This window comes from Micromonospora inyonensis, from assembly GCF_900091415.1.
In the GTDB taxonomy this organism is placed as follows: Bacteria; Actinomycetota; Actinomycetes; order Mycobacteriales; family Micromonosporaceae; genus Micromonospora; species Micromonospora inyonensis.
This window is the reverse complement of sequence record NZ_FMHU01000001.1, coordinates 1,925,837-1,952,695: the sequence shown is the minus strand read 5'-3', so window position 1 is coordinate 1,952,695 and position 26,859 is coordinate 1,925,837. Positions and strand designations below refer to the sequence as shown.

Sequence of the window (26,859 nt, the reverse complement as noted above, 5' to 3'; positions counted from 1 at the left end):
GTGGTGGCGAACGGCCCTCCGGGCCCGTCGCCACCACGATCCGCGCTACTCCGCGTCCGCGACCGCCTTGCGGGGCGCGGCCTTCTTCGCCGGTGCCTTCTTGGCGGGGGTGGCCTTCTTCGTGGCGGTGCTCTTCGCGGCGGTGGTCTTCTTGGCCGCCGTGGCCTTCTTCGCGGCGGGAGCCTTCTTCGCCGCCGTGGTCTTCTTCGCGGTCTTCTTCGGCGCCGGCCCCTTCGCCCGCTTCTCGGCGAGCATCTCGGAGGCCTCCTCGATGGTCAACGCCTCCGGTGTCTGCCCGCGCCGCAGTGACGCGTTCGTCTCGCCGTCGGTGACGTACGGGCCGAACCGGCCGTCCTTGATCACCAGCGGCTTCTCGGTCAACGGGTCGACGCCCATCTCGCGCAGCGGCGGCGCGGCGGCCCGCCGTTGCCGGGTCTTCGGGGCGGCGAGCAGGGCCAGCGCCTCGTCCAGGGTGACCGTGAACATCTTCTCCTCGGAGTCCAGCGACCGGAACTCCTCGCCCTGCTTCACGTACGGCCCGTAGCGGCCGTTGTTGGCGAAGACCTCGCCCCCCGGGCCGACCCCGACCAGCCGGGGCAGGCTGAGCAGCTTCAGCGCCTCGTCGAAGGTCAGCGTGTCCGGCGACTGCGAGCGCAGCAGCGAGGACTTCCGCTCGCCGCTGGCCACGTACGGGCCGAACCGGCCGGACTTCAGCAGGATCGGCTCCCCGGTCGCCGGGTCGTCGCCGAGCTTGCGCTCACCGCCGCCGCCGAGGAACAGCTCGTGCACCTTCTCCGGGGTCAGCTCGTCAGGAGCCAGCCCCTCCGGGATCGGCGCCCGGTCGCCGGGGGTACCGCCCTCCTCGCCCTCGGCGGGCCCCGCCGGGGCCTCGCCGGGCACCGCCCGCTGGAGGTACGGCCCGTACCGGCCGACCCGGACGACCACCTCCCGGCCCTCGTCGTCGGTGAAGAGCGGGATGGAGTTGACGCTGCGCGCGTCGATCTCGGTGAGGTTCTCGGTGACCAGCTTCTTCAGCCCGCCGGAGCGGGCGATGTCCTGGTCGCCGGCACCGTTGGTGCTGCCGAAGTAGAACGCGGTGAGGAAGTCGACCGCCGCGTGGTCGCCACCGGCGATCTCGTCCAGCTCGTTCTCCATGCTGGCGGTGAAGTCGTAGTCGATCAGGCGCGGGTAGTGCCGCTCCATCAGTCCGATTACCGCGAACGCCAGGAACGACGGGATCATCGCCTGGCCGCGCTTGACGACGTACCCCCGGTCCTGGATGGTCTGCATGATCGACGCGTACGTCGACGGCCGGCCGATGCCCAGTTCCTCCAGGGCCTTCACCAGCGACGCCTCGGTGTAGCGCGACGGCGCCTGGGTGTGGTGCCCCTGCGCGGCCAGCTCGTCGGCGGTGAGCGGCTGGTCCTTCGCCAGGTTGGGCAGCCGGCGCTCGGCGTCCTCGGCCTCGGCGTTCTCGTCGTCGCTCGACTCGACGTACGCCCGCAGGAAGCCCGGGTCGGTGATGGTCTTGCCGGTCGCGCCGAAGTCGGCCTCCTCCTGCGCGCTGGAGACCGCGCGGATGCGCACCGAGACGCTGGAGCCGACCGCGTCGGTCATCTGCGAGGCGATGGTGCGCCGCCAGATCAGCTCGTAGAGCTTGAACTCGTCGCCGGAGAGTTCCTTGGCGACGTCCCCCGGGGTGCGGAAGTTGTCCCCGGCGGGGCGGATCGCCTCGTGCGCCTCCTGCGCGTTCTTCACCTTGCCGGTGTAGCGACGCGGCTCCGGCGGCACGCTGCGCTCGCCGTACAGCTCGACGATCTGCTGACGGGCCGCCGCGATGGCGGTCTCCGACAGGTTCACCGAGTCGGTACGCATGTAGGTGATGTAGCCGCTCTCGTAGAGCCGCTGCGCGGTGCGCATCGTCTGCTGCGACGAGAAGCGCAGCTTACGGGCGGCCTCCTGCTGGAGCGTGGAGGTGATGAACGGCGCGTACGGGCGGCGACGGTAGGGCTTCTCCTCGACCCGGGTGACGGTGAACGGCCGCCCCTCGAGGCGGGCGGCGAGCCCGCGCGCTCCGCTCGAGTCGAGGTGGACCACACCCGCGCCCGGCCGGACGCGACCCGTGGTCGGCTCGAAGTCCTTGCCGGTGGCGATCCGGTCGCCGTTCAGCGCGACCAGGGTGGCGTGGAAGGTGCGCGGCCCCTGGCCCGGCTCGGCCACCGCGAGAGTGGCGAGGATGTCCCAGTACTCCGCGCTGCGGAAGGCCATCCGCTGCCGCTCGCGCTCCACCACGATCCGGGTGGCCACCGACTGGACCCGGCCCGCCGAGAGCCTCGGCATGACCTTCTTCCAGAGCACGGGGGAGACCTCGTAGCCGTAGAGCCGGTCGAGGATCCGCCGGGCCTCCTGGGCGTCGACCAGGGCGCGGTCGATCTCGCGCGGGTTGGCCACCGCCGCCTGGATCGCCGGCTTGGTGATCTCGTGGAAGACCATCCGCTTGACCGGCACCCGGGGCTTGAGCGTCTCCACCAGGTGCCAGGCGATCGCCTCGCCCTCGCGGTCCTCGTCCGTGGCGAGGAGGATCTCGTCGACCTCCTTGGCCAGCCGGATCAGCTTTGTGATCTGCTGCTTCCGGTCGGCGGAGACCACGTAGAGGGCGTGGAAGCCGTTGTCGACGTCCACCCCGAGCCGGGCCCAGGGCTCGCCCTTGTACTTGGCCGGCACGTCGGCGGCGTTGCGGGGCAGGTCGCGGACGTGCCCGAAGCTGGCCTCCACGACGTATCCCGGGCCGAGGTAGCCCGAGATCGTCTTGGCCTTCGCCGGTGACTCGACGATGACCAGACGGGTGGTCCTGGCGTTGCTCGGCACGTCTCCTGCGACCTCACTCCTGATCGTGGCCCGACCGCCTCCGGGCGGCACCGCCGTGGTCCCGGGCCGCCGGCGGTCCGGATGTCCAACGTAACGCGCCGCCCGCATTCGGGGTTTCGTGGGCGGCGAAGCCACCCGACAGCGGCGGTCGCCTCCCGACGCGGCGCGGACGCATGTGCCGGACGGCGTCACCGTACACCGCGGATCCGCCCTCGGGCGGGTCACTGTGTCGAACGTCGACCCGTGACCGACCCCCCGGGGGCTCACCCGGGGACGCCGCCCGACCACCGGCTGTCCCCTACCCGACAGCAGGCCAGAGCAGTCCCGAGCGGGCCGGGAAGATCGTTTCGAAACACGCCCCGGGTCACGACCACGGTCCGGTTCGCACTTTCTGCGGGCAATCGAACACGCCGGGTGATCGATTCAGGTCGGGCCGGACGGCCACTCGGCCGCCGGCGCGGCGGCCGGACGGTCCCCGACCAGCTCAGCCAACCGGGCCAACCGGCGCCGACCACTGATCCGGTACGTCGGCCCGTCCACCCCGGCATCGAGGAACACCCCGGGGAGCCCGATCGCGGCCAGCGCCCGCCCGACCGGCGCCCGGCAGGGCCCGTCGGCCGGGCCGAGGTGCAGCCGGAAGCCGGACGGTTCGGCGACACCCGCCGCGGCCAGCCAGAGCCGCAGCCGGCGGCCGTTGAGGTGGAAGGCGACCGGCGGGCGTTTGCGCACCAGGTCCGGACCGGCCGCCGGGCCGTCGGCGTCGGGGAGCCAGGCAGCCGCGAGCGGGGCCAGGACACTGGTGTACGAGGTACGGACGCGGTACCGGTCCCCGGTCGCCTCCCAGCTCGCGTGCACCCCGCGTCGGGCCAGCTCGGCGACGAGCACGTGCACCCGCCAGGCGACGTCCACCACGACCGACAGTCGGGCGGTGCCGCCCATCCGGACGATCTCGGCCGGCCCGGCGAGCAGCCCGGCCAGGTCGGCGGGGGACGGGTCGGCCGCCTCCGTACCGAACAGGGAGAGCTGGCGGACCGGTCCGGGACCGGCCGGTGCGTCGGATGGCGGCGTCAGCGACACTCCGGGACCTCGTCGAAGGCCTGCTTGAGTTCCTCCGAGTTGAGCTTGCTGGTGTCCAGCGCGCTCGCGTCGTACTCCTTGTTGAGGGTGTCCACGGCGCCCCGCACCCCGTCGTAGAACGCGGTCGGCTGGCCGGTGCCCAGCCCGGCGATGGTCTTCCGGGCCCGCCCGTAGGCGTCCCGGACCTTCTCCAACGAGCTGAGGAACCCGGCGGAGACCTGGTCACCGTGCTCGGTGTCCGGCACGCCGGCCGCCTCGACCCTGCGGCGGGCGGTCTCGCTGGCCTTCTCGGCCCCGGCGAAGAGCCGGACCAGGTTCTCCTTGGCCTGCGCAGGGGTGGTCTGCGCGGTCATCTGCTGTTGTGTGCTGCTGGTCAGCTTGTTGATCTCCGCGCGCCAGGGGGTGAGGGCCTCGCAGACCGCCGCGGCCCAAACCCGGGGCGCCGGGCCGGCACCGCACGCGCCGACCACGAGGACGATCGTGGCCAGGACCACCGTGAGCTTTCCGGCGGTCGCCGCCCGGCACGTACGCATGCGTTGCAGCGTACGGCCTCCGTCGTGATGCGCCACCCACCCATCGATGCCGGGCACCCGGCCGGCGTGGGCGCACCCGGTCGTCCGGTCACCGGCCGACCCACCGGTCCCCGGTCGGAGACGTCGCCGACCGGGGACCGGTGGGGTGCCGGAATCAGGCGCGGGCCGGCTCCGGCCGCTGGTCCGGGCTGCCGGCGGCGGTGCCGCCCGAGCCCCCGTCGGCGTCGGACATGGCCACGCCCTTGCGCTTGCTGAACAGCACCGCCGCGACGATGACCAGCGTGGCGACGACCGCGATGGTCACCCGCAGCGGGGTGTTCCGGTCGGCACCGATGCTCCAGGCCACCACGGCCGGGGCGATCAGCAGCGAGACCAGGTTCATCACCTTGATCAGCGGGTTGATCGCCGGGCCGGCGGTGTCCTTGAACGGGTCACCGACGGTGTCGCCGATCACGGTGGCGGCGTGGGCCTCGGAGCCCTTGCCCCCGTACGCGCCGTCCTCGACCATCTTCTTGGCGTTGTCCCAGGCGCCACCGGAGTTGGACAGGAAGACCGCCATCAGGGTGCCGGCGCCGATCGCCCCGGCCAGGTACGACGCGAGCGCGCCCGGCCCGAGGCCGAAGCCCACCGCGATCGGGGCCATGATGGCCAGCAGGCCGGGGGTCATCAGCTCGCGCTGCGCGTCCCGGGTGCAGATGTCGACGACCTTGCCGTACTCAGGGCGCTGGGTGCCGTCCATGATCCCGGGCAGCTCGCGGAACTGCCGGCGTACCTCCATCACCACGGCACCCGCCGAGCGGGAGACCGCGTTGATGGCCAGTCCGGAGAAGAGGAAGACCACCGCCGCGCCGATGATCAGGCCGACCAGGTTGCGCGGGTTGGCGACGTTGAGCGCGTTGAGGATCTCCGCGCCGACGTCCCCCACCCCGGCGTCGGAGTAGGCGGAACGCAGCGTGTCGGTGTACGAGCCGAACAGCGCCGTGGCCGCGAGCACCGCCGTGGCGATGGCGATGCCCTTGGTGATCGCCTTGGTGGTGTTGCCGACCGCGTCCAGCTCGGTGAGGGTCCGCGCGCCGTGCTCGTCGATGTCACCGGACATCTCGGCCACGCCCTGCGCGTTGTCGGAGATCGGGCCGAAGGTGTCCATGGCCACGATCACGCCGACGGTGGTGAGCAGGCCGGTGCCGGCCAGCGCCACCGCGAACAGGGAGAGGGTGATCGAGCTGCCGCCGAGCAGGAACGCGCCGAACACGCCGGCACCGATGAGCAGCGCCGAGTAGACCGCCGACTCCAGGCCGACGCTGATGCCGGCGAGAATGACGGTGGCCGGGCCGGTCTGCGAGCTCTTGCCGATGTCCTGCACCGGACGCTTGTCGGTCTCGGTGAAGTAGCCGGTCAGCGCCTGGATGGCGGCGGCCAGCACGATGCCGATGACCACCGCGCCGATGGCGACCAGACGCGGGTTCCGGTCCACGTCGGTGAGGCCACCCTCGAGGTCGGCGAAGCTCGCCGGCAGGTACGCGAAGGCGGCGATCGCCACCAGCACGGCGGAGATCACCGCGGAGAGGTAGAAGGCCCGGTTGATCGCGGTCAGGCCGGAGCGGTCCGAGGCGCGCAGCCGGGTGATGAAGACACCGATGATCGCGATGACCACACCGATGGTGGAGATGATCAGCGGGAAGACCAGGCCCTCCTCACCGAACGCGGCCCGGCCGAGGATCAGGGCGGCGACCAGGGTGACCGCGTACGACTCGAACAGGTCGGCGGCCATGCCGGCGCAGTCACCGACGTTGTCGCCCACGTTGTCGGCGATGGTGGCCGCGTTGCGCGGGTCGTCCTCGGGGATGCCCTGCTCGACCTTGCCGACCAGGTCCGCACCGACGTCGGCGGCCTTGGTGAAGATGCCACCGCCGACCCGCATGAACATGGCCAGCAGGGCGGCGCCGAAGCCGAAGCCCTCCAGCACGGTCGGCGCGTCACCCCGGTAGAGCAGGACGACCAGCGCCGCGCCGAAGAGGCCGAGGCCGACGGTGAGGAAGCCGACCACACCACCGGTGCGGAAGGCGATCTTCATCGCCGCCTCGCGACCTCCCTGCCGCTCCCGGGCCGCCGCGGCGACCCGCAGGTTGGCGCGGGTGGCCAGCCACATCCCGGCGCCGCCGATGAAGGCGCTGAACACGGCGCCCACGACGAAGAAGGCCGACCGGCCGATCTTCACCATGGTCTCGCTGCCGTCGGTGTCGTGCACCGGCAGCAGGAAGAGAAGCACGACGGCGACGACCACGAACACCGCGAGTGTCCTGAACTGCCGGAGCAGATAGGCCGAGGCGCCCTCCTGGACGGCCCCGGAGATCTCCTGCATGTTGGTGGTGCCCTTACCGGCTGCCAGTACCGCCTTGGTCAAGGCGGCGGCGAAGACGAGCGCCACCAGCGCGATGACCGCGGCGATGACGACGTACGACACGTTGGCGCCGGTAAGGGAGAGCTTGCCGCCGTCGGCGGCCAAGATCCCGGACATCTGTGTCCTCCTGTACCGAACACTCGCGTCGGCCGGTGGGACGTACCGGCCGGACGCCTGGATGCGGACTCGCAAGTGTCAGCCGGCCCACCACCGACACGCGGACAGCGAAGATCACCTATAGCCGCTGGTGATGGGCGGGACACTTGCTGACAACCCGCGTACTGTAGCCCCATCCAGTGTCAGAGGTCACACCGAGGGTACGCCTCGCGTGGATGATCTTCATCGCTGTGATATGCGAGGAAATCTGATATAGGCGGTCATCACGACGAGAAGGCCGCGCCCCGTCGGCGGGGACACGACCTTCGTTGATGGACTTGAGACGTCGTGAGCGGCCGCGGTCGGCGGCGGCGCTCGGAAGCTGCGGGCGTCAGCGGCCGACGGGCCAGACCATCCGGACCTCGGTGCCGACGCCCTCGTCCACCGGCCGCACCTGGAGGTCCTCGACGAAGCCCGCGAGCAGGGCGAAGCCGACGCCGGTGGTGAGCGCCTCGTCGGTGAGGGACTCGTTGGCCAACTGGTCGGCGTCCAGCGCGGCCAGGCCGAGACCGGCCTCGATCGGAGCCCGGTCGACCACCCGCACCGCGTACGCCCCACGGTCCGACATCTCCACCAGCACCGGGTCGGGGATGTCGTACTGCCGGTGGAGGGCGACCGCCCGGGTGCACGCCTCACCGATGGCGAGGCGAACCTCGTCCAGCAGGTCCTCGCGGACCCCGGCCCGTCGGGCGACCGCCACGCCCACCAGTCGGGCGGTGCGGACGTGGACCGGCGCGGGCGAGAAGGAGAGCCGGACCGTGGCCATCACGCGCCCGGGGCGGACGGGTCGGCGGCGACCGCCGCGTCGACCGTCGGGTGCAGCGGGAAGACCTGGTCGAGCGCGGTGATCCGGAAGATCTTGAGCAACGGCTCCTTGTCGCAGACCAGAGCGAAGGTGCCGCCGGCCGACCGGAGCCGCTTCAGCGCCCCGACCAGCACTCCGAGACCGGTGGAGTCGAGGAAGTCGACCCGGCCCAGGTCGACCACCACCCGGCGCGCACCGCCGTCGATCAGCTCGATGAGACGCTCGCGCAGACGGGGGGCGGTGTAGACGTCGACCTCACCACCGACCTCGAGCACCGTGTGCTCCCCCACGGCGCGGGTCGCCAGTGACAGCTCCATCGGTCCCTCCTCGCAAGAGCCCAAACTCTCCTGGGCATCTAACCATCTCCGCCGCCGCGCCGAACGGGTCACCGGTGGCGGGAACCTCCTTACCCGGGTCCGGGTGGTCGAATTCCGGGTTCCGGTGCGAGAGTGCACGATGTGACCTCCGCAGCCACCGTCTCGACCGGCTCCGGACCCGGGCCCGCCCCGGCCGAGCTGCTGCGCCGGCTGCGCGCCCGGAGCGCCGCCGACCCGGTCACCCACGTCGAACGGGTGCCACCCCGGCCGGGCGTACCGGTGCCGTGGCCGCTGTGGGTTCCGCCGGAGCTGCGCGCGGCGTTCGAGCGGCGCGGCGTGGTCGCGCCGTGGCGGCACCAGGCGGAGGCGGCGAGCCTGGCGTACGACGGCCAGCACGTGGTGGTCGCCACCGGCACCGCGTCCGGCAAGTCCCTGGCGTACCAACTCCCGGCGCTGGCCACCCTGCTGGCCGACCCCCGGGCCACGGTGCTCTACCTCGCGCCGACCAAGGCGCTCGCCGCCGACCAGTTCCGTGCCGTAGCCGAACTGGAGCTGGACGGCGTACGCCCCGCCTGCTACGACGGGGACACTCCGCGCGCCGAGCGGGAGTGGATCCGCCGGCACTCCCGGTTCGTGCTGACCAACCCGGACATGGTGCACCACGGGATCCTCCCCGGGCACGCGCACTGGTCCGGCTTCCTGCGCCGGCTGACCCACGTCATCGTCGACGAGTGCCACACCTACCGGGGTGTCTTCGGCTCGCACGTCGCCCACGTGCTGCGCCGGCTGCGGCGGCAGTGCGCCCGGTTCCGGAGCGCCCCGGTGTTCGTGCTCGCCTCGGCCACGTCCGGCGACCCGGCTACGGCGGCCGGACGACTCACCGGACTGCCGGTGGCCGCCGTCACCGAGGACACCTCGCCGCGCGGCGGGGTGACCTTCGCGCTCTGGGAGCCACCGCTGCTGCCCGCCACCGCCGACGACGCGTCGCAGGACCTGACCCCGACCCGCCGGTCGGCGCTGCGCGAGACCGCGGACCTGCTCGCCGACACGGTCGCTGCGGGCGTACGCACCCTCGCGTTCGTCCGGTCGCGGCGAGGTGCCGAGGTGGTGGCGAGCACCGCCCGCCGCGCCCTCGACGAGGCGGTGCCGGGGCTCGGCGCGCGGGTGGCCGCGTACCGGGCCGGCTACCTGCGCGAGGAACGGCGGGCGCTGGAGCGGGCGCTGCTCGACGGCGACCTGCTCGGGCTCGCCTCGACCAACGCGCTGGAGCTCGGCGTCGACCTGGTCGGGCTGGACGCGGTGCTGATCTGCGGGTACCCGGGCACCCGGGCCTCGCTCTGGCAGCAGGCGGGGCGGGCGGGGCGCTCCGGTGGCGAGGCGCTCGCCGTGCTCATGGCCCGGGACGACCCGCTCGACACCTATCTGGTGCACCATCCGGAGGCGCTGTTCGGGGCACCGGTCGAGGCGACCGTGCTCGACCCGGCCAACCCGTACGTGCTGGCCCCACAGCTGGCCTGCGCGGCGGCCGAAGCCCCGCTGACCCCTGCCGACCTGGAACTCTTCGGCGAGGGGGCGAAGGAGGCGGTGGACACGTTGGTCGCGGCCCAGGCGCTGCGGCAGCGGCCGACCGGCTGGTACTGGCGGCACCGGGAACGACCCGAGGTGGACCTGCGCGGCTCCGGCGGCGCCCCGGTCTGCGTGGTGGAGTCGGCGACCGGACGACTGCTCGGCACGGTCGACGGAGGCTCGTCGCACTTCCTGGTCCACCCCGGCGCGGTCTACCTGCACCAGGGCGTCTCGTACGTGGTGGACGACCTGGACCTCGCCGACGGCTGCGCGCTGGTGCACGCCGAGGAGCCGGACTGGTCCACCCACGCCCGGGACGTCACCTCGCTGTCGGTGGTGTCGGTCCGCTCGTCCGTCGACGCCGGACCGGTGCGGTTGTTCCTCGGCGAGGTGGACGTGACCAGCCAGGTGGTCTCGTACCAGCGGCGGCGGCTCTCCTCCGGTGAGGTGATCGACACCCGGCCGCTGGACCTGCCGGCCCGCGAGTTGCGGACGGTCGCGGTCTGGTTCACCGTCAGGCCGGAGGCGCTGGCCGGGGCGGGGGTGGAGCCGGCCGACGTGCCGGGCGGACTGCACGCCGCCGAGCATGCGGCGATCGGCCTGCTGCCGCTGGTGGCGACCTGTGACCGGTGGGACATCGGCGGGCTCTCCACGGCGCTGCATCCGGACACCGAGGCGCCAACGGTGTTCGTCTACGACGGGCATCCCGGCGGGGCGGGCTTCGCGGAGCGGGCGTACGGGACGGCGGCGGCGTGGCTGCGGGCGACCCGGGACGCGATCGTCGAGTGCGGCTGCGAGACCGGCTGCCCGTCCTGCGTCCAGTCCCCGAAGTGCGGCAACGGCAACAACCCGCTCGGCAAGGCGGACGCGGTGCGGGTCCTCGACGTGGTGCTGGCGAACCTGCCGGACGCAACGGGCGAACCTTCGACGACGGTGCCGGTCCATCGAACGCAGGCATAGATCGACCCCGTTCGGGGCATCCGACATGGGAGCGCTTCCATGCCCGAGGAGGAGTTGTGGCCGACACCATCAGCGAGACCGTCGACCTGCTCTACGCGGTCGACCAGGAGAACCTGACCCGCGACCAGCAGATCGCCCTCGGCGCGGCGCTGGCCCAACTCGCCCAGGCCGAACGACTGGAACAGATCAACGAGCGACTGCGCGCCATCCACCAGATCCTCAACACCTGGGTCCTGCGCGCCGCCACCGACATCCGCTGAGGACCCGGTCCGCTCTGCCGATCATGGAACTGGTGCCGCCGCGCCCGTGTGTCACGAGGTCGGCTTCATGATCAAGTGTGTCTGGTGGGCGGAGATGTGCAAGAGTCGGGCGCATCGGACGGAAGGAACCTTCACGCAGCTCGACCAGCTTCAAGCCCAACAGCGGTTCCACATCCGGCAACGCCTGCGGTTCATGGTCAACCAGTACGAGGTCCACGCGGTCGCGCCGGACGGCTCCGAGGGTGGCCTGCTCGCCTTCGCGCAGCAGAAGCGGCTCGCCTTCAAGGAGCAGGTGACCCTCTACACGGACGACATTAAGCAGCAGCCCCTGCTCGGCTTCAAGGCCCGGCAGCGGCTCGACATCGGGGCGACGTACGACGTCACCGACCACCTCGGCAACCCGATCGGGCTGTTCCGCAAGGACTTCGCCCAGTCGCTGCTGCGCTCCACCTGGCACGTCGAGCAGCCCGGCCTGCCGCCGGTGACCGGGCAGAAACGCAGCATGCCGGTGGCCCTGCTGCGGCGGTTCGTCGACTCGCTCTCGTGGCTGCCGTACCACTTCGACTTCGTCGCCGGGGGTCAGCCGATCTTCTCGGTGGTCAAGCAGTGGGGGCTGGGTGACCGGTACACCGTCGAGGTGACGCACCCGCAGATCGACCGTCGCCTCGTCATCGCGATGGCCATCGGGCTGGACGCCCTCCAGGGCCGCTGACGCCGGGGAAGGTCGCCGTCGCCAGCGGCCGTGCTGCTGTTCGCCGTCACCTGCCCCCGGGCCGGGACGGTGCGCCGGCTCAGCCACGTACCGGGCCGGCACGGGAGGTGGCGGCGGCCTTCCGGTGCAGCCCGGGCAGCGGTGCGATCGTCACCTCCACCGTCACCTGGAGGTCCAGCCCGTCCAGAGCGCACCCGACCACCTGAGCACCGTTGGCGACGGCCAGTTCGGCGGCCCGGCGGCAGGCAATCTCCTCGCCCCGGAGACTGATGCCCGCCCCGGCCAGGGCCGCGAAGTCGGCCGCCACCCGCGCCTGCTGCCGAGCCGTACGGGCGACGCCGGTCGCCGCGCCGAAGAGCCCGACGAGCAGGACCACCAGTCCCACCGCGAGCAGCAGGACACTCGCCCCACCCCGATCCCCCGCTCTCGCCGTCTCCTCGTTCCTCCTGCCGCGCAAGCGCTTTCCCCTCCGACGCGGAACCGTCACGACGCGGGGAACGGGGTGCCGGGCTCGACGGCGGCGACGGCCGTCGCGGCCACCGTGATCCGGGGCAGGTTCGCGCCGAGCGCCCGCACCGGGGCCCGTACCGTCACGGTCACCCGGTCCTGACCCACCTCGACCGCGATGTCGGCCCCGGCCGGGGCGACCCGGGCCCCGGCCGGCCGCCCGCTCTCGCCCCGGGAGGCGGCGAGCGCCGCCTCCCGGGCCGCGTCCAGACAGGTGGCTTTCGTGGTCGCCGCGCTGACCACGGTCAGCCCGGCCAGGAGCAACAGCATCAGCGCCGGCAGGCCGGCCGCCAGTTCGGCCGTGAACGAACCCCGCTCACCAGCGGTCGGTGCTGCGGCGATGCGCGGGGCACGGGCACGGCCGGCCCACCGGCGGCCGGTCACTTCAGGGCCCGGTCGATCACCGCGGTCAGCGCCGACTGCACGTTTCCGCTGGTCAGAACCTTCAACAGGATGCCGGCGAAGGCGACGGCGGCGAGGGTACCCACGGCGTACTCGGCGGTGTTCATCCCGGCGTCCCCGCGCAGGCGGGCCATCAGTTTGCGCACGTTACGGTCCTTTCTCGACAGTTGTCAGAGCACGTCACCGAGGACGGCGACGATCACCGGCACCAGGCCGGCGAGAATGAAGGCCGGCAGGAAGCAGAGCCCCAGCGGCAGCACGATCAGCACGCCCGCCCGACGGGCAGACGCCTCGGCGGCGACCGCCCGGTCGGTCCGGAGGTCGTCGGCCAGGCGGCCCAGGGCCCCGGCCAGCGCCGCGCCGCTCTGCGCCGAACGGACGGCGGCGTTCACCAGTCGGTCCGCCCCGGCCACCGGGGCGAGGTGGACCCACGCCTCCTCCGGCGTCCCACCCAGCAGGAGGGTGCGGCCGACCCGACCGAGCCGATCGGCAAGCGGCCCACCGAGCGCCTCCGCCACGGCGATCACCGCCCGGTCCACGGGTGCGCCGGCGCGCATCGCCGCCGCAAGCAGGTCGGCGGCGAGCGGCAGGTCGGCGACCTCGGTGAGTCGTCGGTTGCGGACGGCCGGCGGCTCGATCCTGCGGAGCAGCCGGTCGAGGGTCGCCCCAGCCAGAGCTCCCCCGACCAGCCCGGGCCAGCCGCCGACGACCACGGCGACCGCGATCCCGGCGAGACCGGCGGTGAGCCGGACGACGTCCGGCCGTCGTCGGGACGTCGCCTCAGCATCCGGGCCCGACGGGCGTCTCCGCTGGCCGGGGGAACGGTGCGAGCGTCGGTGTGCCATGGCGACGACCAGCGCCGCGACGACCAGGCAACCGGCGGCGGCGAGCTGAGCGGCACCGGCCGGACCGGCGAAGGCCACGGGCCCGGGAGCGAGAAGGGAGGAGTCGTCGACCAGGACGGAGACGTCGACGATGTCGCCCCCGAGCCGGGCCGTGAGCCGGACGCCCATCAGGTCGCCCCACCGGGGGTCGCGCCGAGCCGTTCGGCCCAGAGCAGTCCGACGACCTGGAGGAGGGTTGCCACGACCGCGCAGCCGGCACCGACCGGGGTGTGCAGCAGCACCCGGACCGGGTCGACGCCGATCCCGTATCCGAGGGCGATGCCGCCGAGTGGCAGCGCGGCGAGCAGCCAGGCGGTGGCCCGCGCCCCGGCGGCCTGGGCGGCTGCGGCGGCCAGGCCACGATCCATCGCCCGCATGTCGGCCTCGATCCGCTCCACCAGTTCGGCCAGTGGCGCACCCGTCCGGTCGGCGAGGCGGATGGCCGCCCGGGTCAGCCGGTCGATCCGATCGAGAGGGGCCGGACCGGCGGCGTCGTCCACAGAACGCTCCGGCCGGTCGGCCGGGTCCACACCGTCCGGGGCAGCGGGTCCGTCGCCCACGCGGGCCGGGACCGACCGACCGGCCCCCGACAGCGCGGATTCGTCGGTGAGGGTGGTCGGGACCGGCAGACCGGCCCGCAGGTCGGCGGCGAGCGCGCCGAGCTGGTCCAGCCGATGCCGCCGGAGTCGTTCCGCCGACCGGGTCAGCCGACGCCGGAGCAGGGCCCGCATGCCCAGGGCGCTGTACGCGGCAGCCACCAGGGCGGCCACCGGCCCGGCGAGCAGCCCACCGCCGACCGCCCCGACACCGGCTGTCAGCACCATGTTCCGTCTCGGCGACGCCGCCCAGCGGCTGGTGACGCCCCCACCGGCATCGACGAGCCGCCGGGCCGCGTCGGTGGCCGTTGCCGGCATGGTCGGCCCGATCCCGGCGTGCCCACCGGTGGTGCCCGGTCCGCCTTCGCCGACCGGGCGAGACGGGTCGCGGCGGTTGGGTGGCCCCGCCGCAGCCCGCCCGCCGCTGGCACGCCCCGGACCGGACCGCCGGAACCCGGGGAGGTGGACGACGTGCCGCAGGTAGGCCCTGACGTCCCCGTCGACCGGAGGGGAGACCTGACGCCCGGATCGGAACAGCGCCCGGTACCGGGACCGGGCGCCGCCCGTCGGCCAACCGATGACGGCGGCGGCGGCGAGCACCAGCAGCACCACCGGCCAGGCGGCGGCGCTCACGACGGCGTCCCCGACGCACCGGGCCACGGTGGGGACAGGATCGGCGGCACCGGCACGCCGCGCTGCTGGAGCAGCGCCCCGAGGTTACGGGCGGCCCGTCCCGGACCACGTCCACGTACCCAGGCCGGCACGACCGTGACCAGGCGGTCCGGCCCGTCGGGCAGGAGCAGCGAGACCGACTCCAGCACCCGGCCGCCACGCCCCCGCCGCATCTGGAGCAGCACCTGGAGGGCGGCGGTCACCTGGGCGTGCAGGGCCGCGCGGGGCAACCCGCCGAGCAGACCGAGGGCCTCCAGCCGGGCCGGTACGTCCGACGGCGCGTTGGCGTGCAGCGTCCCGGCCCCACCGTCGTGGCCGGTGTTCAGGGCGGCGAGCAGGTCGACCACCTCACCGCCCCGGCACTCCCCGACCACGAGCCGGTCCGGCCGCATCCGCAGCGCCTGCCGCACCAGGTCGGCCAGGCCCACCGCACCCGACCCCTCCACGTTGGCGGTCCGGGCCTGCAACCCGATGACGTGCGGATGCACCGGGCGCAGTTCGGCGGCGTCCTCGACCAGGACGATCCGTTCGGTGACCGGCACCAGCCCGAGCAGGGTGTTCAGCAGAGTGGTCTTGCCGGAGCCGGTGCCCCCGGTGACCAGGTACGCCAGCCGGGCCGCCACGACGGCGGCGAGCAGCGGGGCCACCGGCGGGGACACCGTGCCGTGATCCACCAGCTCGTCGAGGGTGAACGGACGCTGCCGGAAGGTCCGCAGCGACAGGTAGGGCCCACTGGTCGCCACCGGGGGCAGAACGGCGTGCAGCCGGGTTCCGTCGGCGAGCCGGGCGTCCACGAACGGGGAACCGTCGTCCAGCCGCCGGCCCGCGCCGGCCGCGAGTCGCTGTGCCAGCCGGCGCACGTCGTCCACCGTCCCGACCGGGACGGCCACCTGCCGCAGGCCGTCGCCCCGGTCGATCCAGACCCGGGTGCCGTTCACCAGCACGTCGGTGACCTGCGGGTCGGCCAGCAGCGGCCCGAGTGGCCCGGCCCCGACGAGGTCGTCGTGCACCCGGTCGGCCATCCGCAGCACCACGGTGTCACCGAGGACGGCGGCAGCGGGCTCGGCGCGTACCGCGGAGACGACCGCGGCCGGGGTGACCGGGGTGGCCTCGGCGGCGAAGCGCTGGCGTACCCGGGCGGAGAGTTCGCCGACGGCGGCCGGACGGTCCGCCGGGTGGTGCGGCGAGCGGGGGTGGTCGGTCATGCCGCACCTTCCACGGACCGGCCGGTCAGGTCGGCGACGATGCGCTGGCAGAGGATGGCGAGCGGGCCACGGCCGGTCGCCGCCGGGGCCTCGCCCCGCTCCAGGCCACGCGAGATGCCCGGCTCGGGTCGAAGCGTGCCCGCGAGCGGCAGGCCGAGTGCCCGGGCCACCTCGGCGGCCCTGAGCCGCCCCGGCGCGGGGCCCCGGACGATCACCGCCAGGTCGGTGCAGTGCGGTGCGGCGGCGGCTGCCACCTGGGCCGCTGCGGCCGTGGCCCGCAGCTCGGCGGGGACCACCAGGAACACCCGGTCGGCAGCTTGCAGCGCGAGCACGGCGGCGTCGTCGAACTGGCGGGGCAGGTCGACCACGACCAGGTCCCGGCCTCGGCGGGCGGCGTCGAGCGTTGCGGCCATCGCGGGTGCGGGCAGCGGCAGCGGGTCGCCCCGGTCCCCGGAGAGGACCACCAGATCGCCCCGGCTGGGCAGGGCCTGGACCAGAGCGGGCGGATCGACCCGGCCGTCGGCGTCGGTGAGCGCCGGCCAGCGCAGCCCCTCCAACTGCTCCCAGCCGAGCACCAGGTCGAGGCCGCCACCGAGCGGATCGGCGTCGACGAGGAGGGTCCGGAGCCGGGCCCGGGCGGCGGTGACCGCCAGACCACCGGCGAGGACGCTCGCGCCCGCGCCACCCCGGCCACCGAGCACGGCCACCACCCGGGCATCGGCGGTGGCCTGCTGGGGCGCGCACTCGGCGAACCGGTCGACGAGCCATGGTTCGGCCGCGGGCAGGGTCGCGACGTGTTCCGCGCCGATCAGCTCGGCGACCTCCCAGCCGGGGTCGGCCGCGCCGGTGTGCCCGACCAGCACCAGCCGGGCCCGACGCGGCAGCCGGGCACGCAGGCAAGGCTGCGCCTGGTCACCGCCGACGAGCACCAGCGGGGCCGGCGACCACCGGGACCGGGCCGCCGCCGGGTCGGCAGCCACCTCGACCTCCGTACCGCCCGCTGCGGCGAGCCGGAGGAGGTCGTCGAGGAGGTCGACGTCCGCGGTGACGACCAGCGGGAGTCGTCGGTGCGGCCGGACATCGGTACGGGGTGGCATCGCGGCCTCCAGCAGTCAGGCTCGGGGGTGCTGCCGAGAGACTGCGCCGCCGGAGGCTCCTTCCGCTGGCGTGACCGCCGTACCTGTGGACAACCGGAGCGCCTGTGGACAACGCCCGTTCCCGCCGCCGATCTGCTATGGGGACGGCCTTCGGATCGCCTGTCCGCGCAGCCCCCGCCATGATCAGAATCGGCCACGCCGACAGGGTCCATCGACGCATGCAAAGATCGCTTCTGGATAATCGTGGGCCCGTGCGGCCCTGCCCGGGGCAGCACCCGAGGGGAGATCGGCCACTGATGACTCGTGCGGCAGGATCCGGACCACAGGAGACCGGCGGGCGGCGGCTCCGCTCGTCGTGGTGGGCGTACTCGCTGGTCGCGGCCATAGTGGGGGCGGTGACCGTGGCGGTGGTCTGGGCACTCGGCACCACCACCACGCCCGTACCCGGGCCGGTGGCGGACCCGTCGGTGCCGGCGATCCCGCTGCCCACCTTCGTCGGTGCGACCCCGCAGGCGGCGGCGGCCACCGCCCGGACCGTCCCGACACGATCCGTCTCCCCGACCCCTGCCTCCCCGTCACCCGCCACCCCGACGCCGTCTTCCGACCGGAGCGCCACCGCGAGCGGCAGGCCGGGCTCCGCCCCGAGCCGGTCGGCCACGCCGGGTGTCGTGGAGCTGACCCCGCTCCCCGCCGAGCAGGAACGCGACCTGCGGTCGGTCGACGGCGGGGCGGACACCACCGTCGAGTTCGTCAACCGGCGAACCGGACAGGTGACCGTCTACTGGCTCAACCAGTGGGGTTACCGGGTGCGCGTCGAGCGGCTGTCACCGGGCGAGTCCCACCGGCAGGACACGCAGGTCGGTCACCCCTGGGTGGTCACCGACGGCAACGGCCGGGCGTCGGCCGTCTTCCAGCCGGTCGCCATGCCGGGCCGGGCCACCGTCCGGTAACGGGCCGGGCATCCGTCGGGCCGGACCAGCGACCGACGGGCCGGCCGGGCGGATGCCCGCCCCTCCTCCCCCGTCGGTGTGCCGACCCGTACCTGCCGGTTCTGCTCACCCCTCGGCCAGGACCTCGCGCAGCCGGACGGCGAACCGCTCCGGATCGCCGACGAAGCCGATGTGGTCGCCGGGAAACATGGTCGGCGCGACGCCGAGCCCCGCCGCGAGCGCCCGCGAGGTGCGGTCGCAGAGCTGACCGCCGGACTCCTCCCCGATGCCGACGACGATCCGGGTGGCACCGGACCGCAGGGCCGGCAGGTCGGGCTGCCAGCGGGTGGTCGGGATAAGCATGTGCGCGTACTGGAAGTGCTCGTCCGCCACCGCCTGCGGGTCACGTTCCCCGCCGAACATCGCCTCGACCATCTCCTCGGGCATCTGGATGTTCGCCACGGCCAGGAACTGCCGCCACGCGCCCGCGGTGTCACCGGTCAGGTAGGTGGCGACCATCTCCTCGATACGGGCCCGCAACTCCTCCCGGTCGTCGAGCAACTCGTCGAGCGGCGGTTCGTGCGCGACGACGGTGTGCACCTGTCCGGGATGGGCCTGCGCGAGCGCCAGCGCGCTGACCGCGCCGCCGCTGGAGCCGAGGACCGCCGCCGGCCCGGCGTCCAGGTGGGTCAGCAGTCGGGACAGGTCGTCGGCGCGCAGTTCGGGGGTCGAGTCGCGGTCGGGGTCGTCGACCGGACTCCGGTGGATGCCCCGGGGGTCGGTGGTGAGCACGGTGTGGTCGACGGCGAGCAGGTCGGCCAGGGGCGCGAACGACGCGGCATCCATGGGCGCGCCGACCAGCACCACCAGCGGGCCCCGGCCGCGTACCTCGTAGTGGAGGGTGGCGTCGGGGACGCGCAGGGTGCCGACGGTGACGGAAGCGGTCACGGTGGGGTTCATCAGGTCCTCCGGTCGTGCGGGTGGATCGTTCGGTCGAGAAGGTGACTCCCGTCGTGGGGCAGAATCGTCCCTCGTGGGGAACATTTCTCGGACGGCCCCGGGCCCGCCCTCCGACCCGGCGGCCGGCCCTCCTCCGGGCCGACCGGCCGACGCGTCGACCGATCCGGTCCTGAACCGGGCACGGGCCGGCGACGACGAGGCGTTCGATTACCTCGTCGCGCCCCTGCGTCGGGAGCTGCACGCCCATTGCTACCGGATGCTCGGTTCGACCCACGACGCCGACGACGCACTCCAGGACGCCCTGCTGCGCGCCTGGCGGGGACTCGCCCGTTTCGAGGGGCGCAGTTCGCTGCGCTCCTGGCTGTACGCGGTGGCGACCCGGGTCTGCCTGGACACGGTGGCGGCCCGGGGGCGACGCGCACTGCCGGTGGACCTCGGTCCGGCCAGCGACAACCCGGTACTCGGCGTCGCGCCGCTGGGCCGGGTCGCCTGGCTCGGTCCGTACCCGGACGGGGAGTTGACGGACGGTCCGGCACACCCGGGCGCACGCTACGAGCAGCGGGAGGCCGTCGAACTCGCCTTCGTCGCCGCCCTCCAGCACCTACCGGGCAACCAGCGGGCGGCGCTGCTGCTCTTCGAGGTGCTCGGTTTCTCGGCCGCCGAGATCGCCACCATGATGAACACGTCGACCACGTCGGTGAACTCGGCATTGGCGCGGGCCCGTCGGCTCGTCGCAGAGCGGGTCGGCCCGTCCAGCCAGCAGCACACGCTGCGGAAGATCGGTGACGCGCGGCTGCGACAGATCGTCGACGGGTACGCCTCGGCGCTGGAGAACGCCGACGCGGACGCCCTGGTCGCGCTGCTGACCGAGGACGTCACCTGGTCCATGCCGCCGCTGCCCGCGTGGTACGCGGGCATCCGGACGGTCACCGACTTCGCGGTACGGGTGCCGTTGACCGGGTGCGGGACATGGCGTCACCTGCCCACCCACGCCAACGGGCAACCCGCCGTGGCCAGTTACCTCGACGCCGACGGCAGCGGTACGCACCGCGCCTGGTCGATCGACGTGCTGACCCTGCGCGGTGACCGCGTCGCGTCGATCACCTCGTTCCTGGATCCCGGGGTGTTCCGCCGCTTCGGCCTCCCGGCCAGCCTTCCCTGACCTGGCAGCTCGTCGGCCCCACCCCGGTCGGCCTGGCGGCCCCACCCCGGGTCGGCCGTCGGGACCGGTGGACGGTCACTCCGCCAGGTATCCGGTGGCGGGGTCGATCTGGGCGAGGAAGTCGCGGGCGGCTTCCGTCATCTCGGCCGGGCTCATCGTGAAGCCGGCCGCTCCGGAAAGCCCGAAGCCGTAGTCGTGCGGCCCGGTGAGCCAGTCGAAGTCGTAGGTGCCGGGCTCCTCGGCACGGGCACGGACGCGGAACTCGTGTCCGTCCACCACCAGCCTGACCGGTTCACCCTGGTACCTGATGGTTCGCAGGTGCTCGGGGGCGAGGCCGGGCTCAGGTGCGGTCGACATGCCTGCTCCTCTCCTCAGCCGCCAGGCAGGAGGACGCGCGATGGCGCGCTTCCACCTGGTCGAGGTGCTGGTCGTCCGACCGCCATTGTGCCGGCCGGCAGCGGGCACCTCGCCGGTCGCGACGGGAGTGACGAAAGGGACGACCCCCGTCGGGGGGAAAGTGACCTGACGTAGCAGCGAGTGCGATCAAGTGCCGTGCCGCGTGGTCAGACACCCCGGTCGTGTCGTCCAGCATGATCGAGAGTCATCACGCGGTACGGCGTTCGCTGACGATCCGCTGACTTTGGATGACGCGCTGCGGGTGCCCGAGGACGGCCGGAGGCCGCCCGCAGGGGCAGCACGCAGCGCAGAGGGCAGAGGTTTGAACCCCTAAGCCGCGAGCGGCCCTCGCATCGGGCCGAACCGGACTCATCGACGCTCCGACCTCGGCCGGACCGATGAGCGCCTCTCGACGTTTCACACCCCTTGCCACGCTCACCTGTACTGAGGTTGTACTAGTTGATCATTGAGGGCACATCGACGGGTGAGTCCCGCTTTGCAAAGATCAAGACTCTTGTCGGCCGGCGTCAGCTACTGCTGCTGACCTGCTCGTCTCGTCGGCTCGCGCCGATGTACGCCCGGCCCGGTCTGCTGGCTTGGCTGTACGTGTGGCTGTACAGCCACCCGGTTGGACCTGGCAAGATCACGGCGTGCCCGACCCCGAGCCCACCGACGGAAGTCCGTCGCCAGAGCCGTCTGCTCCGACGGCACGCAGCGAGCTGCTCACGCTACTCACACTGCTCCTCGCCTCGGCCGTTCTACTGGCGCTGTGCGTCGGCTGTGCCGTCCTCTGGCTGTACAACTAACTGGTCGCCTTTGGGGCCTATACAGCCAGGCCGGCCTCTTCGGTGTGACGCCAGCACGGCGCACCGTGGCCTGTCGTCCGCTGTCGTCCCGTGCCGCTGAGCATAACCGCTACGCCGACCAGCGGCAGACGTTGTCGACAGCAACCAGCCGTCTCGCTGCTCCCTCGCCGCCTCCGAACAGCGGATTAAGAGTGCTGTCTCTCGATCCTGGCTGTCCGTGCTGACCTCGCCTTAGAGGTCGCGCGGAATGGTGGGTTGATCGGCGCGCCTGAACGGATGCAGGCACAGAACTGGTGATCATGAAGTTGCTGACGCTCCGTGATCACGGGAGGTTCTGTGCCTGCCATCCCAGCATGGCTGATCGAGCCGTTGTGGGTCCAGTTCGCCGCGCTGCTCCCCGATCGGCCGACCTACCAACCGACACATCCGCTGGGCTGTCACCGCAAGCGGATCGATGACCGCATCGTGTTCGACAAGCTGGTCCAGGTGTTGCGGTTCGGCTGCGCCTACGAGGCGATCGCCGATGCCACCTGTTCGGCCACCACGATCCGCGGCCGCCGTGACGAGTGGATAGAGCTTGGGGTGTTCGCCCAGCTCAAACAGATCGCCCTGGACGCCTACGACCGGCTCGTCGGCCTGGTCCTCGACGACATCGCCGTGGACGGCTGCATCACCAAGGCTCCCGGCGGCGGCGAGGCCGCCGGACGCTCACCGGTCGACCGGGGCAAGCAGGGCATGAAACGCTCGTTGATGGTCGACGGCTACGGCATCCCCCTCGGCCGGGTCCTGGCCGCCGCGAACCGACACGACTCACCCCTGCTCGGCCCCACCCTCGACCACCTCGACGACCTCGGCCCACTACCCCAGGCCATCACGGTGCACCTCGACGCCGGATACGACTCCCAGGTCACCCGCGCCCTGCTGGCCGAGCGCGGCCTGACCGGTGAGATCGCCCACAAGGGCGACAAGGCGCCCATCCAGGCGAGCCAACGGTGGCACGTCGAACGGACGAACAGCTGGCACAACGCGTTCAACCGGCTGCAACGCTGCTACGAACGAACAGAGAAGGTCATCGACGCCTTCTTCGACCTCGCCGACGCGATCATCACCGTCCGCAGCCTCATCCGGCGTGCATGGACCCTCTACCGGTGGAACAACCGACCCGCCCGCCGCCGATGATCAACAACCATTCCGCGCGACCTCTTACCCCGCCCGCGAGACGTGCTCGCGGTGCTCCTCTTGCGGTCCGTTGGGGTCGCGTAGGGGTCACCCCTTCGGTCACCCTTACCGAGCCGCAACCCGGTCTGAGAGTGCGGGAGTACTGTCGACCAGCGCCGACCTCCCTCATCGCCCAGAAGCCAAGCAGAGAATCAGCCACAATGCGATCACTTCTTCCATCCACTCAAACTTGACCGGAACGGCATATCTCTGAGCCAGTCCTTGTCGTACACGCTTGGCGATGCCGTTGAAATCAGACCTCCAAGCAACAGCAGGAAGATGGATGCAATGAGTGAAAGCCAGACAGGCAGACTGCCCACCCCTTCCGTTCTGACAAGTTGCACGAATGCGTACAGACAGAATGCGGGTGGCACGGCGTGAAAGAATAGCCCTTCCAGGACTGCCGCCAGGTCAACTGTCCAGCTACGCCAAGGGACCACGAAACTCGATGGAATTCGCGAAACCAGCGGCCCGGATGAATAGGTGAAAATCCGGTCCAGCTCTGATCGATATAAGCCCTTGAACTTCGATCTAGAAAACCGGTACACGATCTGCACATACACAGCCCGATCGCGACCAATTGCCATGAGGCGAAGAAAAAGGTAGCCTGCAATCACAGGTGCCAGAACCCTAAGGAAGTCCAACTTGGCGAGCTTAAACCCACCGAGCGCGGTTTCACTTACAAGCCTTCTATTGAGCAACTCGAAAACAAGAAATACAGCCAAACCGTATAACGCGGCACGCCTCTGAAACGAGGTCATTTCCCTGAGCTGATCAACGATCCTCCAGAAACACTCACGGATGAACTCAGGATCACTATCCTTCGCTAACAGGAACTCGTCTACTTGGCTCTGAAGGTCGCGATCCCTGGGACGCTCATCCAGGTCGGAATCGTTAGGCACGACGATAGAGCATATAGGCGGCCTCATCCATTCGCCATCCCGCCTGCCGCCGACCCACACCACTGTGGAGCGAACCAATGCCAGGGCGACAAGATGGAGCAGCCAACCGGACGAACGACCTTGTCACCCTGGCCCCGGTCCGCTCGGCTTGCATGGGCCGGTGGCTGGCGGGATGGCATCCCACCTCAAGCACCCACCCACCCGAACCGTTCGGCAACTCGGCGGTGCTTGCGGTGCTCGTCTTGCGGCCGTTGGGTCGCGTAGGGGTCGAACCCTCGGCCACTCTTCCCGGCCGCAACCCCGGCCTTGCAAAGATCAAGACTGCTGTCGGCCGGTGTCGGTGACTGCCGCTGGCCTGCTCGCTGTGTCGCCCATCGTCGGCCCCGGCCCACGTCCGTCGGTCGTCTTGGCTGTACGGATGGCTGTACAACCTGAGCCTCTTCGCGATACGCCGGCCCGTCGCCCCCAGCTCGCGCCAGCCGGCTTAGGATGCCCTCCTTGACGCACCGGTCCATAATGGACGAGCGGGTGTGGACGGATTGCGCTGGGGCGAGATCACGGGTTTAAGCCTCTGGCACTTAGTACACGCGGCTGCGGCGAAACCTGAACCTGGGAGTTGGATTGATACTTCGCGAGTTCCTCTATGTTGACATTGAAAAAGTTCGCGGAATGCTGGCGCAATTAGACGGAGGAATCGCCGAGGAAGCGCGAAACACGACTAAGAATGATAAGCGGACTGAGGCTGGCGTTAAAGGATTTGCAGGACATTATCAGGGCTGGGGCGAGGAGAATTACACCACAAAGTCTCTCGGCGACGCCCTATTTCCCACCCTGGAAGATGCGCTGGATTCAAGTGGCCTAATCAAGGACCTCTCTGACCAACTGCAGAGTGCGCCCTTCTGGACCTCCACTGAGTTGCGAGAATCAACACCCCCAGGCACCCTCGTGCGCATAGCCGCCCCAGGGTCACTCTTCGACGCTCGATACGTCGCGGCAAGTCTAGCGGGATTCGCATCGACTCATTCAGGCCTAGAAGGCATAGGTGCGGCAACCGCTACTTCCTCCTCTCCACCTGCACGCCAGGGCAAGGGCCGACCAGCAAGAGCAAAAGGGGATAAATCACCCGAAACAATTAATCAACTTGAAGACACGATCCCCGACTTCAACCCCATGAGGAACACCGACGGAAGCCAGGGAATCGGACCCGAGTTCTTTCGCGGGCTCGTAAAGATTGCTCGCGGACTATTCACGCCCGGACTACACCTGAACCTATACCCAACCGATAACGACACCCACAGCATCGGTGTACGACTTCAAGAAGGGAGGCAGTTCCTCGACGGCGACCCGGAAATACTTTTTGCTCGGTATGGGACAGGCAACCAAAACTGGACTGTTGTTGGGACCATCGGACACTATGCAAATGCCAAAGATCGGGTCTCTCCAGAGTATGCAGACATCACTGACGGGGCTGGCCAGGTAGTTCGAGGACGGACCGCTGCTTTCGTCAACTCGTACATGCGTTTCCTAGGAGCGCTGGGATTCGCCGACGTTCCCCAATGGCCTGGCTTTAATGTCGTCCCGTTGGCCGTCTATCGCATTATCGCATCCTCAGCCAGCGAAGTCGAAGCTCCTTAACCACGCGGCGGCCATCCCGTCTGCCGCCGACCCACACTCCGTGGAGCGGGCCAGGGCCAGGGCGACAAGGTGGAGCGCCCTACCGGACGAACGACCTTGTCGCCCTGGCCCTGGTCTGCTCGGCTCTGCCTGGGTCGGTGGCGGGCGGGATGGCATCCCTCCTCAACCACCCACCCACCGGAACCGTTCGGCAACTCCATCCCGGAGTCGTCTGGCCCCCGCCGGAGGCGCTCCGACCCGGCGTCCGCCGGCCGCCTGCGCAGCCCGTGGAACCGTTCGGCAACTCCACCTCGGGTTAGACCAGCCACCGAATGACCACCCCGACGTACCCGGCGGCCGTCCGACCGGCGCGAGGAGTCACCTCGACCGGGCCGGCGGGTGACCACTCCTCACGGTTCTTCAAGCCGGGCACCTCCACCACCAGGCAGTGACGCGCGGGCAGCTCCCCACCCTGCCCATCTCCCACCCCGCCCCCTCACCCTCTCCCCGCCCCCGGATACCGAGCGGCCTCGCGTTCCGTTCGGCAACTCCACCGCCGGCGTCCCCGGTACGGCTTCGAGGCTCGTCGGGTGGATGCGACCGGCGGTAGGGCTTCGTCGCGTCGCCCTGGTCGAGCCAGGCTCGTCACCGGGTCACCTCACTGACCCCGGGGATGACGCGCGGGGCGTGGTTTGCGGGCCGGCTGACTTTCCGCCCCGGCGCCGTAGGCGGCCGGGGCGGCGGCTCCGCAGGAGCCGGTTGCCGCGCCCCGCGCCGCGCGTCAGCGCCTTGATCTCTACTGAGATCGTTTCGGCAATGAACTGGGCTGAAGCCACCAGCCGACGTGATCGGAGCTTTCGGCGCTTACCTGGGTAGGGACCGGCGGAGGCGTTCGACGGCGACGAAGATCTGTTGCTCGGGACCGGGCCGACCGGGTCGCCACTCGGTGAGCAGCGGCCGGACGGCTTCCACAAGCTGGGCCACAGCTACCGCGCTGTCCGGCTCGGGCATCGACTCGACGGCACGGAACACGTTCACGGTGGTCTCGTAGCGGTGGACGTTCGCGGGAGTGTTCTGCCAGCCTGGCTGGCTGCGCCACTCGCGTACGCGGGCGTGTACCTCGATGACGGCGGCGCGGATGGCCCTCGCGCGCTGGCGAGCGGTGTGGCCGTCCAAGTTCTGGTGGCGGTCGTCGGGTTCTTGCGGCGGCGTGTCGGCGTCGCGCATGGCGGCGATGGTACCGGCGAGCATGATCAGCTCGTCCGGTCCGCCGTCCTGGCAACCGGTACGGACGGCGTCAGCCTTCCTCGTGGCTCCACTCTGGCGCGAGGATGGAGTAGAGCAGGGAGTCGCGCCAGGCACCGTTGGTGAAGACGTGATCCCGGAGGCGGCCTTCGTACTGCATGCCGAGTCTCTCGGCAACGGCGATGGAGGCGGCGTTGTCGGGGCCGATGGCGGCGGTGATGCGGTGGAGCTTCAGCTCGCGGAAGCCGTAGCTGACGATGGTGCGGGCGGCGTCGCTGGCGTAGCCGTGACCCCAGTGGTCGGCGCTGATGGCGTACCCGAGCTTGGCGGCCTGGTGGCCGGTTAGGCCGAGTCGGGCAAAGCCGATCATGCGATCCGTGCTGTCGGCGACGGCTAGGTAGTACTCGGTCCGGGGTTCGAGCTGGGCGCGGGTGATGGTGCCTTCGATCATGGCTACGGTGGCGGCCTGGTCGCGGCTGTCGAAGGAGAGCCAGCGGGTGACGCGGTCGTCTCCGACGATCGCCAAAGCGTCGGCCGCGTCATCGGAGCGCATCTCGCGCAGGTTGATGACGCGGCCGGGGATGGTGATCGGGTACATGCCCCCGATGG

General features: G+C 71.4%; 26 protein-coding genes. 7 read left to right on the top strand and 19 right to left on the bottom strand.

What is annotated here, in order from left to right:
* Window positions 1–45: 45 nt before the first annotated feature.
* The 6 genes from topA to GA0074694_RS08940 all read right to left on the bottom strand — a co-directional run bounded on the left by topA (window position 46) and on the right by GA0074694_RS08940 (window position 8,157).
* Window positions 46–2,868: a type I DNA topoisomerase gene (gene topA / locus GA0074694_RS08965; RefSeq protein WP_091455381.1), complete on the bottom strand. Its 2,823-nt coding sequence runs from the start codon at window positions 2,866–2,868 to the stop codon at window positions 46–48.
* 423 nt (window positions 2,869–3,291) lie between these two features.
* Window positions 3,292–3,945: a hypothetical protein gene (locus GA0074694_RS08960; RefSeq protein WP_091455377.1), complete on the bottom strand. Its 654-nt coding sequence runs from the start codon at window positions 3,943–3,945 to the stop codon at window positions 3,292–3,294.
* The gene (locus tag GA0074694_RS08955; protein WP_091455287.1) at window positions 3,936–4,478 is read right to left on the bottom strand and encodes a hypothetical protein; all 543 of its coding nucleotides are present in this window, start codon (window positions 4,476–4,478) and stop codon (window positions 3,936–3,938) included. The genes GA0074694_RS08960 and GA0074694_RS08955 overlap by 10 nt, the downstream gene beginning before the upstream one ends.
* 154 nt (window positions 4,479–4,632) lie before the next feature.
* Window positions 4,633–6,996: a sodium-translocating pyrophosphatase gene (locus GA0074694_RS08950; protein WP_091455283.1), complete on the bottom strand. Its 2,364-nt coding sequence runs from the start codon at window positions 6,994–6,996 to the stop codon at window positions 4,633–4,635.
* 370 nt (window positions 6,997–7,366) lie between these two features.
* Window positions 7,367–7,804 (bottom strand): ATP-binding protein, encoded by a 438-nt coding sequence (locus GA0074694_RS08945; RefSeq protein ID WP_091455280.1) that lies wholly within the window; start codon window positions 7,802–7,804, stop codon window positions 7,367–7,369.
* On the bottom strand, window positions 7,801–8,157 hold the full coding sequence (locus tag GA0074694_RS08940) for an STAS domain-containing protein (protein WP_091455277.1): 357 nt from the start codon (window positions 8,155–8,157) through the stop codon (window positions 7,801–7,803). Before GA0074694_RS08940 ends, GA0074694_RS08945 begins: the two co-directional genes overlap by 4 nt.
* A 141-nt stretch (window positions 8,158–8,298) precedes the next feature.
* Here GA0074694_RS08940 and GA0074694_RS08935 point away from each other — a divergent pair, with 141 nt between their 5' ends.
* The 3 genes from GA0074694_RS08935 (at window position 8,299) to GA0074694_RS08925 (ending at window position 11,655) form a co-directional block, all read left to right on the top strand.
* Window positions 8,299–10,683 (top strand): DEAD/DEAH box helicase, encoded by a 2,385-nt coding sequence (locus GA0074694_RS08935; protein WP_176737825.1) that lies wholly within the window; start codon window positions 8,299–8,301, stop codon window positions 10,681–10,683.
* A gap of 56 nt (window positions 10,684–10,739) precedes the next feature.
* Window positions 10,740–10,943 (top strand): hypothetical protein, encoded by a 204-nt coding sequence (locus GA0074694_RS08930; RefSeq protein ID WP_091455268.1) that lies wholly within the window; start codon window positions 10,740–10,742, stop codon window positions 10,941–10,943.
* Window positions 10,944–11,037: 94 nt separating this feature from the next.
* Window positions 11,038–11,655, top strand: coding sequence for an LURP-one-related family protein (locus tag GA0074694_RS08925; protein ID WP_091458876.1), 618 nt, complete (start codon window positions 11,038–11,040; stop codon window positions 11,653–11,655).
* A 79-nt stretch (window positions 11,656–11,734) separates the two neighbouring features.
* On the opposite strand, the gene GA0074694_RS08920 is transcribed toward GA0074694_RS08925, so the two are convergent.
* The 7 genes from GA0074694_RS08920 to ssd form a co-directional block, all read right to left on the bottom strand.
* Complete coding sequence (locus GA0074694_RS08920) at window positions 11,735–12,112, bottom strand: Rv3654c family TadE-like protein (protein ID WP_091455264.1); 378 nt, start codon at window positions 12,110–12,112, stop codon at window positions 11,735–11,737.
* 26 nt (window positions 12,113–12,138) lie between these two features.
* Window positions 12,139–12,546, bottom strand: a complete 408-nt coding sequence (locus tag GA0074694_RS08915; RefSeq protein ID WP_425413585.1) for a TadE family type IV pilus minor pilin — start codon at window positions 12,544–12,546, stop codon at window positions 12,139–12,141.
* Window positions 12,543–12,698, bottom strand: coding sequence for a DUF4244 domain-containing protein (locus GA0074694_RS08910; protein ID WP_172900371.1), 156 nt, complete (start codon window positions 12,696–12,698; stop codon window positions 12,543–12,545). Before GA0074694_RS08910 ends, GA0074694_RS08915 begins: the two co-directional genes overlap by 4 nt.
* 36 nt (window positions 12,699–12,734) lie before the next feature.
* Entirely contained in the window at window positions 12,735–13,409 is a 675-nt protein-coding gene (locus GA0074694_RS08905) for a type II secretion system F family protein (protein WP_091458872.1), read from the bottom strand.
* Between the two features lie 167 nt (window positions 13,410–13,576).
* Window positions 13,577–14,524: a type II secretion system F family protein gene (locus tag GA0074694_RS32700; RefSeq protein ID WP_425413613.1), complete on the bottom strand. Its 948-nt coding sequence runs from the start codon at window positions 14,522–14,524 to the stop codon at window positions 13,577–13,579.
* A 149-nt stretch (window positions 14,525–14,673) separates the two neighbouring features.
* A complete protein-coding gene (locus GA0074694_RS08895) occupies window positions 14,674–15,921 on the bottom strand; it encodes a TadA family conjugal transfer-associated ATPase (RefSeq protein ID WP_091455261.1) in 1,248 nt (415 codons plus the stop codon).
* Window positions 15,918–17,018 carry a septum site-determining protein Ssd gene (gene ssd, locus GA0074694_RS08890; protein ID WP_091455258.1) on the bottom strand — a complete coding sequence of 367 codons (1,101 nt, stop codon included), beginning with the start codon at window positions 17,016–17,018 and terminating at the stop codon, window positions 15,918–15,920. Before ssd ends, GA0074694_RS08895 begins: the two co-directional genes overlap by 4 nt.
* 296 nt (window positions 17,019–17,314) lie before the next feature.
* Between ssd and GA0074694_RS08885 the strand changes: the two genes are divergently transcribed.
* A complete protein-coding gene (locus tag GA0074694_RS08885) occupies window positions 17,315–17,968 on the top strand; it encodes a VHL beta domain-containing protein (RefSeq protein WP_141714001.1) in 654 nt (217 codons plus the stop codon).
* 105 nt (window positions 17,969–18,073) lie between these two features.
* Here GA0074694_RS08885 and GA0074694_RS08880 read toward each other — a convergent pair whose 3' ends face one another.
* On the bottom strand, window positions 18,074–18,907 hold the full coding sequence (locus GA0074694_RS08880; protein ID WP_091455250.1) for an alpha/beta fold hydrolase: 834 nt from the start codon (window positions 18,905–18,907) through the stop codon (window positions 18,074–18,076).
* 169 nt (window positions 18,908–19,076) lie between these two features.
* Here GA0074694_RS08880 and GA0074694_RS08875 point away from each other — a divergent pair, with 169 nt between their 5' ends.
* On the top strand, window positions 19,077–20,069 hold the full coding sequence (locus tag GA0074694_RS08875; protein ID WP_218105702.1) for a sigma-70 family RNA polymerase sigma factor: 993 nt from the start codon (window positions 19,077–19,079) through the stop codon (window positions 20,067–20,069).
* A gap of 75 nt (window positions 20,070–20,144) precedes the next feature.
* Here the strand turns inward: GA0074694_RS08875 and GA0074694_RS08870 are convergent, their stop codons facing one another.
* Window positions 20,145–20,426, bottom strand: coding sequence for a hypothetical protein (locus GA0074694_RS08870; protein ID WP_218105651.1), 282 nt, complete (start codon window positions 20,424–20,426; stop codon window positions 20,145–20,147).
* 1,181 nt (window positions 20,427–21,607) lie between these two features.
* On the opposite strand from GA0074694_RS08870, the gene GA0074694_RS08865 reads away from it, so the two are divergent.
* A complete protein-coding gene (locus GA0074694_RS08865) occupies window positions 21,608–22,450 on the top strand; it encodes an IS5 family transposase (protein WP_091451445.1) in 843 nt (280 codons plus the stop codon).
* Between the two features lie 206 nt (window positions 22,451–22,656).
* Here the strand turns inward: GA0074694_RS08865 and GA0074694_RS30765 are convergent, their stop codons facing one another.
* Complete coding sequence (locus tag GA0074694_RS30765; protein ID WP_141714000.1) at window positions 22,657–23,391, bottom strand: hypothetical protein; 735 nt, start codon at window positions 23,389–23,391, stop codon at window positions 22,657–22,659.
* 621 nt (window positions 23,392–24,012) lie between these two features.
* On the opposite strand from GA0074694_RS30765, the gene GA0074694_RS30760 reads away from it, so the two are divergent.
* Window positions 24,013–25,026 carry a DUF6414 family protein gene (locus GA0074694_RS30760; RefSeq protein WP_141713998.1) on the top strand — a complete coding sequence of 338 codons (1,014 nt, stop codon included), beginning with the start codon at window positions 24,013–24,015 and terminating at the stop codon, window positions 25,024–25,026.
* A gap of 295 nt (window positions 25,027–25,321) precedes the next feature.
* On the opposite strand, the gene GA0074694_RS31515 is transcribed toward GA0074694_RS30760, so the two are convergent.
* The 3 genes from GA0074694_RS31515 to GA0074694_RS08855 form a co-directional block, all read right to left on the bottom strand.
* Window positions 25,322–25,492, bottom strand: coding sequence for a hypothetical protein (locus GA0074694_RS31515; RefSeq protein WP_176737824.1), 171 nt, complete (start codon window positions 25,490–25,492; stop codon window positions 25,322–25,324).
* A 377-nt stretch (window positions 25,493–25,869) separates the two neighbouring features.
* Window positions 25,870–26,232 carry a hypothetical protein gene (locus GA0074694_RS08860; protein ID WP_141713996.1) on the bottom strand — a complete coding sequence of 121 codons (363 nt, stop codon included), beginning with the start codon at window positions 26,230–26,232 and terminating at the stop codon, window positions 25,870–25,872.
* Between the two features lie 70 nt (window positions 26,233–26,302).
* Window positions 26,303–26,848: a GNAT family N-acetyltransferase gene (locus tag GA0074694_RS08855; RefSeq protein ID WP_091455244.1), complete on the bottom strand. Its 546-nt coding sequence runs from the start codon at window positions 26,846–26,848 to the stop codon at window positions 26,303–26,305.
* Window positions 26,849–26,859 lie beyond the last annotated feature (11 nt).

What these genes read in the sequence shown, in the direction of transcription:
- GA0074694_RS08955 (WP_091455287.1), bottom strand. Translation starts at nt 4,478, where the DNA reads ATGCGTACGTGCCGGGCGGCGACCGCCGGAAAGCTCACGGTGGTCCTG.
- GA0074694_RS08950 (WP_091455283.1), bottom strand. Translation starts at nt 6,996, where the DNA reads ATGTCCGGGATCTTGGCCGCCGACGGCGGCAAGCTCTCCCTTACCGGC.
- GA0074694_RS08940 (WP_091455277.1), bottom strand. Translation starts at nt 8,157, where the DNA reads ATGGAGCTGTCACTGGCGACCCGCGCCGTGGGGGAGCACACGGTGCTC.
- GA0074694_RS08925 (WP_091458876.1), top strand. Translation starts at nt 11,038, where the DNA reads ATGTGCAAGAGTCGGGCGCATCGGACGGAAGGAACCTTCACGCAGCTC.
- GA0074694_RS08910 (WP_172900371.1), bottom strand. Translation starts at nt 12,698, where the DNA reads ATGGCCCGCCTGCGCGGGGACGCCGGGATGAACACCGCCGAGTACGCC.
- GA0074694_RS08905 (WP_091458872.1), bottom strand. Translation starts at nt 13,409, where the DNA reads ATGGCACACCGACGCTCGCACCGTTCCCCCGGCCAGCGGAGACGCCCG.
- GA0074694_RS08895 (WP_091455261.1), bottom strand. Translation starts at nt 15,921, where the DNA reads ATGACCGACCACCCCCGCTCGCCGCACCACCCGGCGGACCGTCCGGCC.
- ssd (WP_091455258.1), bottom strand. Translation starts at nt 17,018, where the DNA reads ATGCCACCCCGTACCGATGTCCGGCCGCACCGACGACTCCCGCTGGTC.
- GA0074694_RS08885 (WP_141714001.1), top strand. Translation starts at nt 17,315, where the DNA reads ATGACTCGTGCGGCAGGATCCGGACCACAGGAGACCGGCGGGCGGCGG.
- GA0074694_RS08880 (WP_091455250.1), bottom strand. Translation starts at nt 18,907, where the DNA reads ATGAACCCCACCGTGACCGCTTCCGTCACCGTCGGCACCCTGCGCGTC.
- GA0074694_RS08870 (WP_218105651.1), bottom strand. Translation starts at nt 20,426, where the DNA reads ATGTCGACCGCACCTGAGCCCGGCCTCGCCCCCGAGCACCTGCGAACC.
- GA0074694_RS08860 (WP_141713996.1), bottom strand. Translation starts at nt 26,232, where the DNA reads ATGCGCGACGCCGACACGCCGCCGCAAGAACCCGACGACCGCCACCAG.
- GA0074694_RS08855 (WP_091455244.1), bottom strand. Translation starts at nt 26,848, where the DNA reads ATGTACCCGATCACCATCCCCGGCCGCGTCATCAACCTGCGCGAGATG.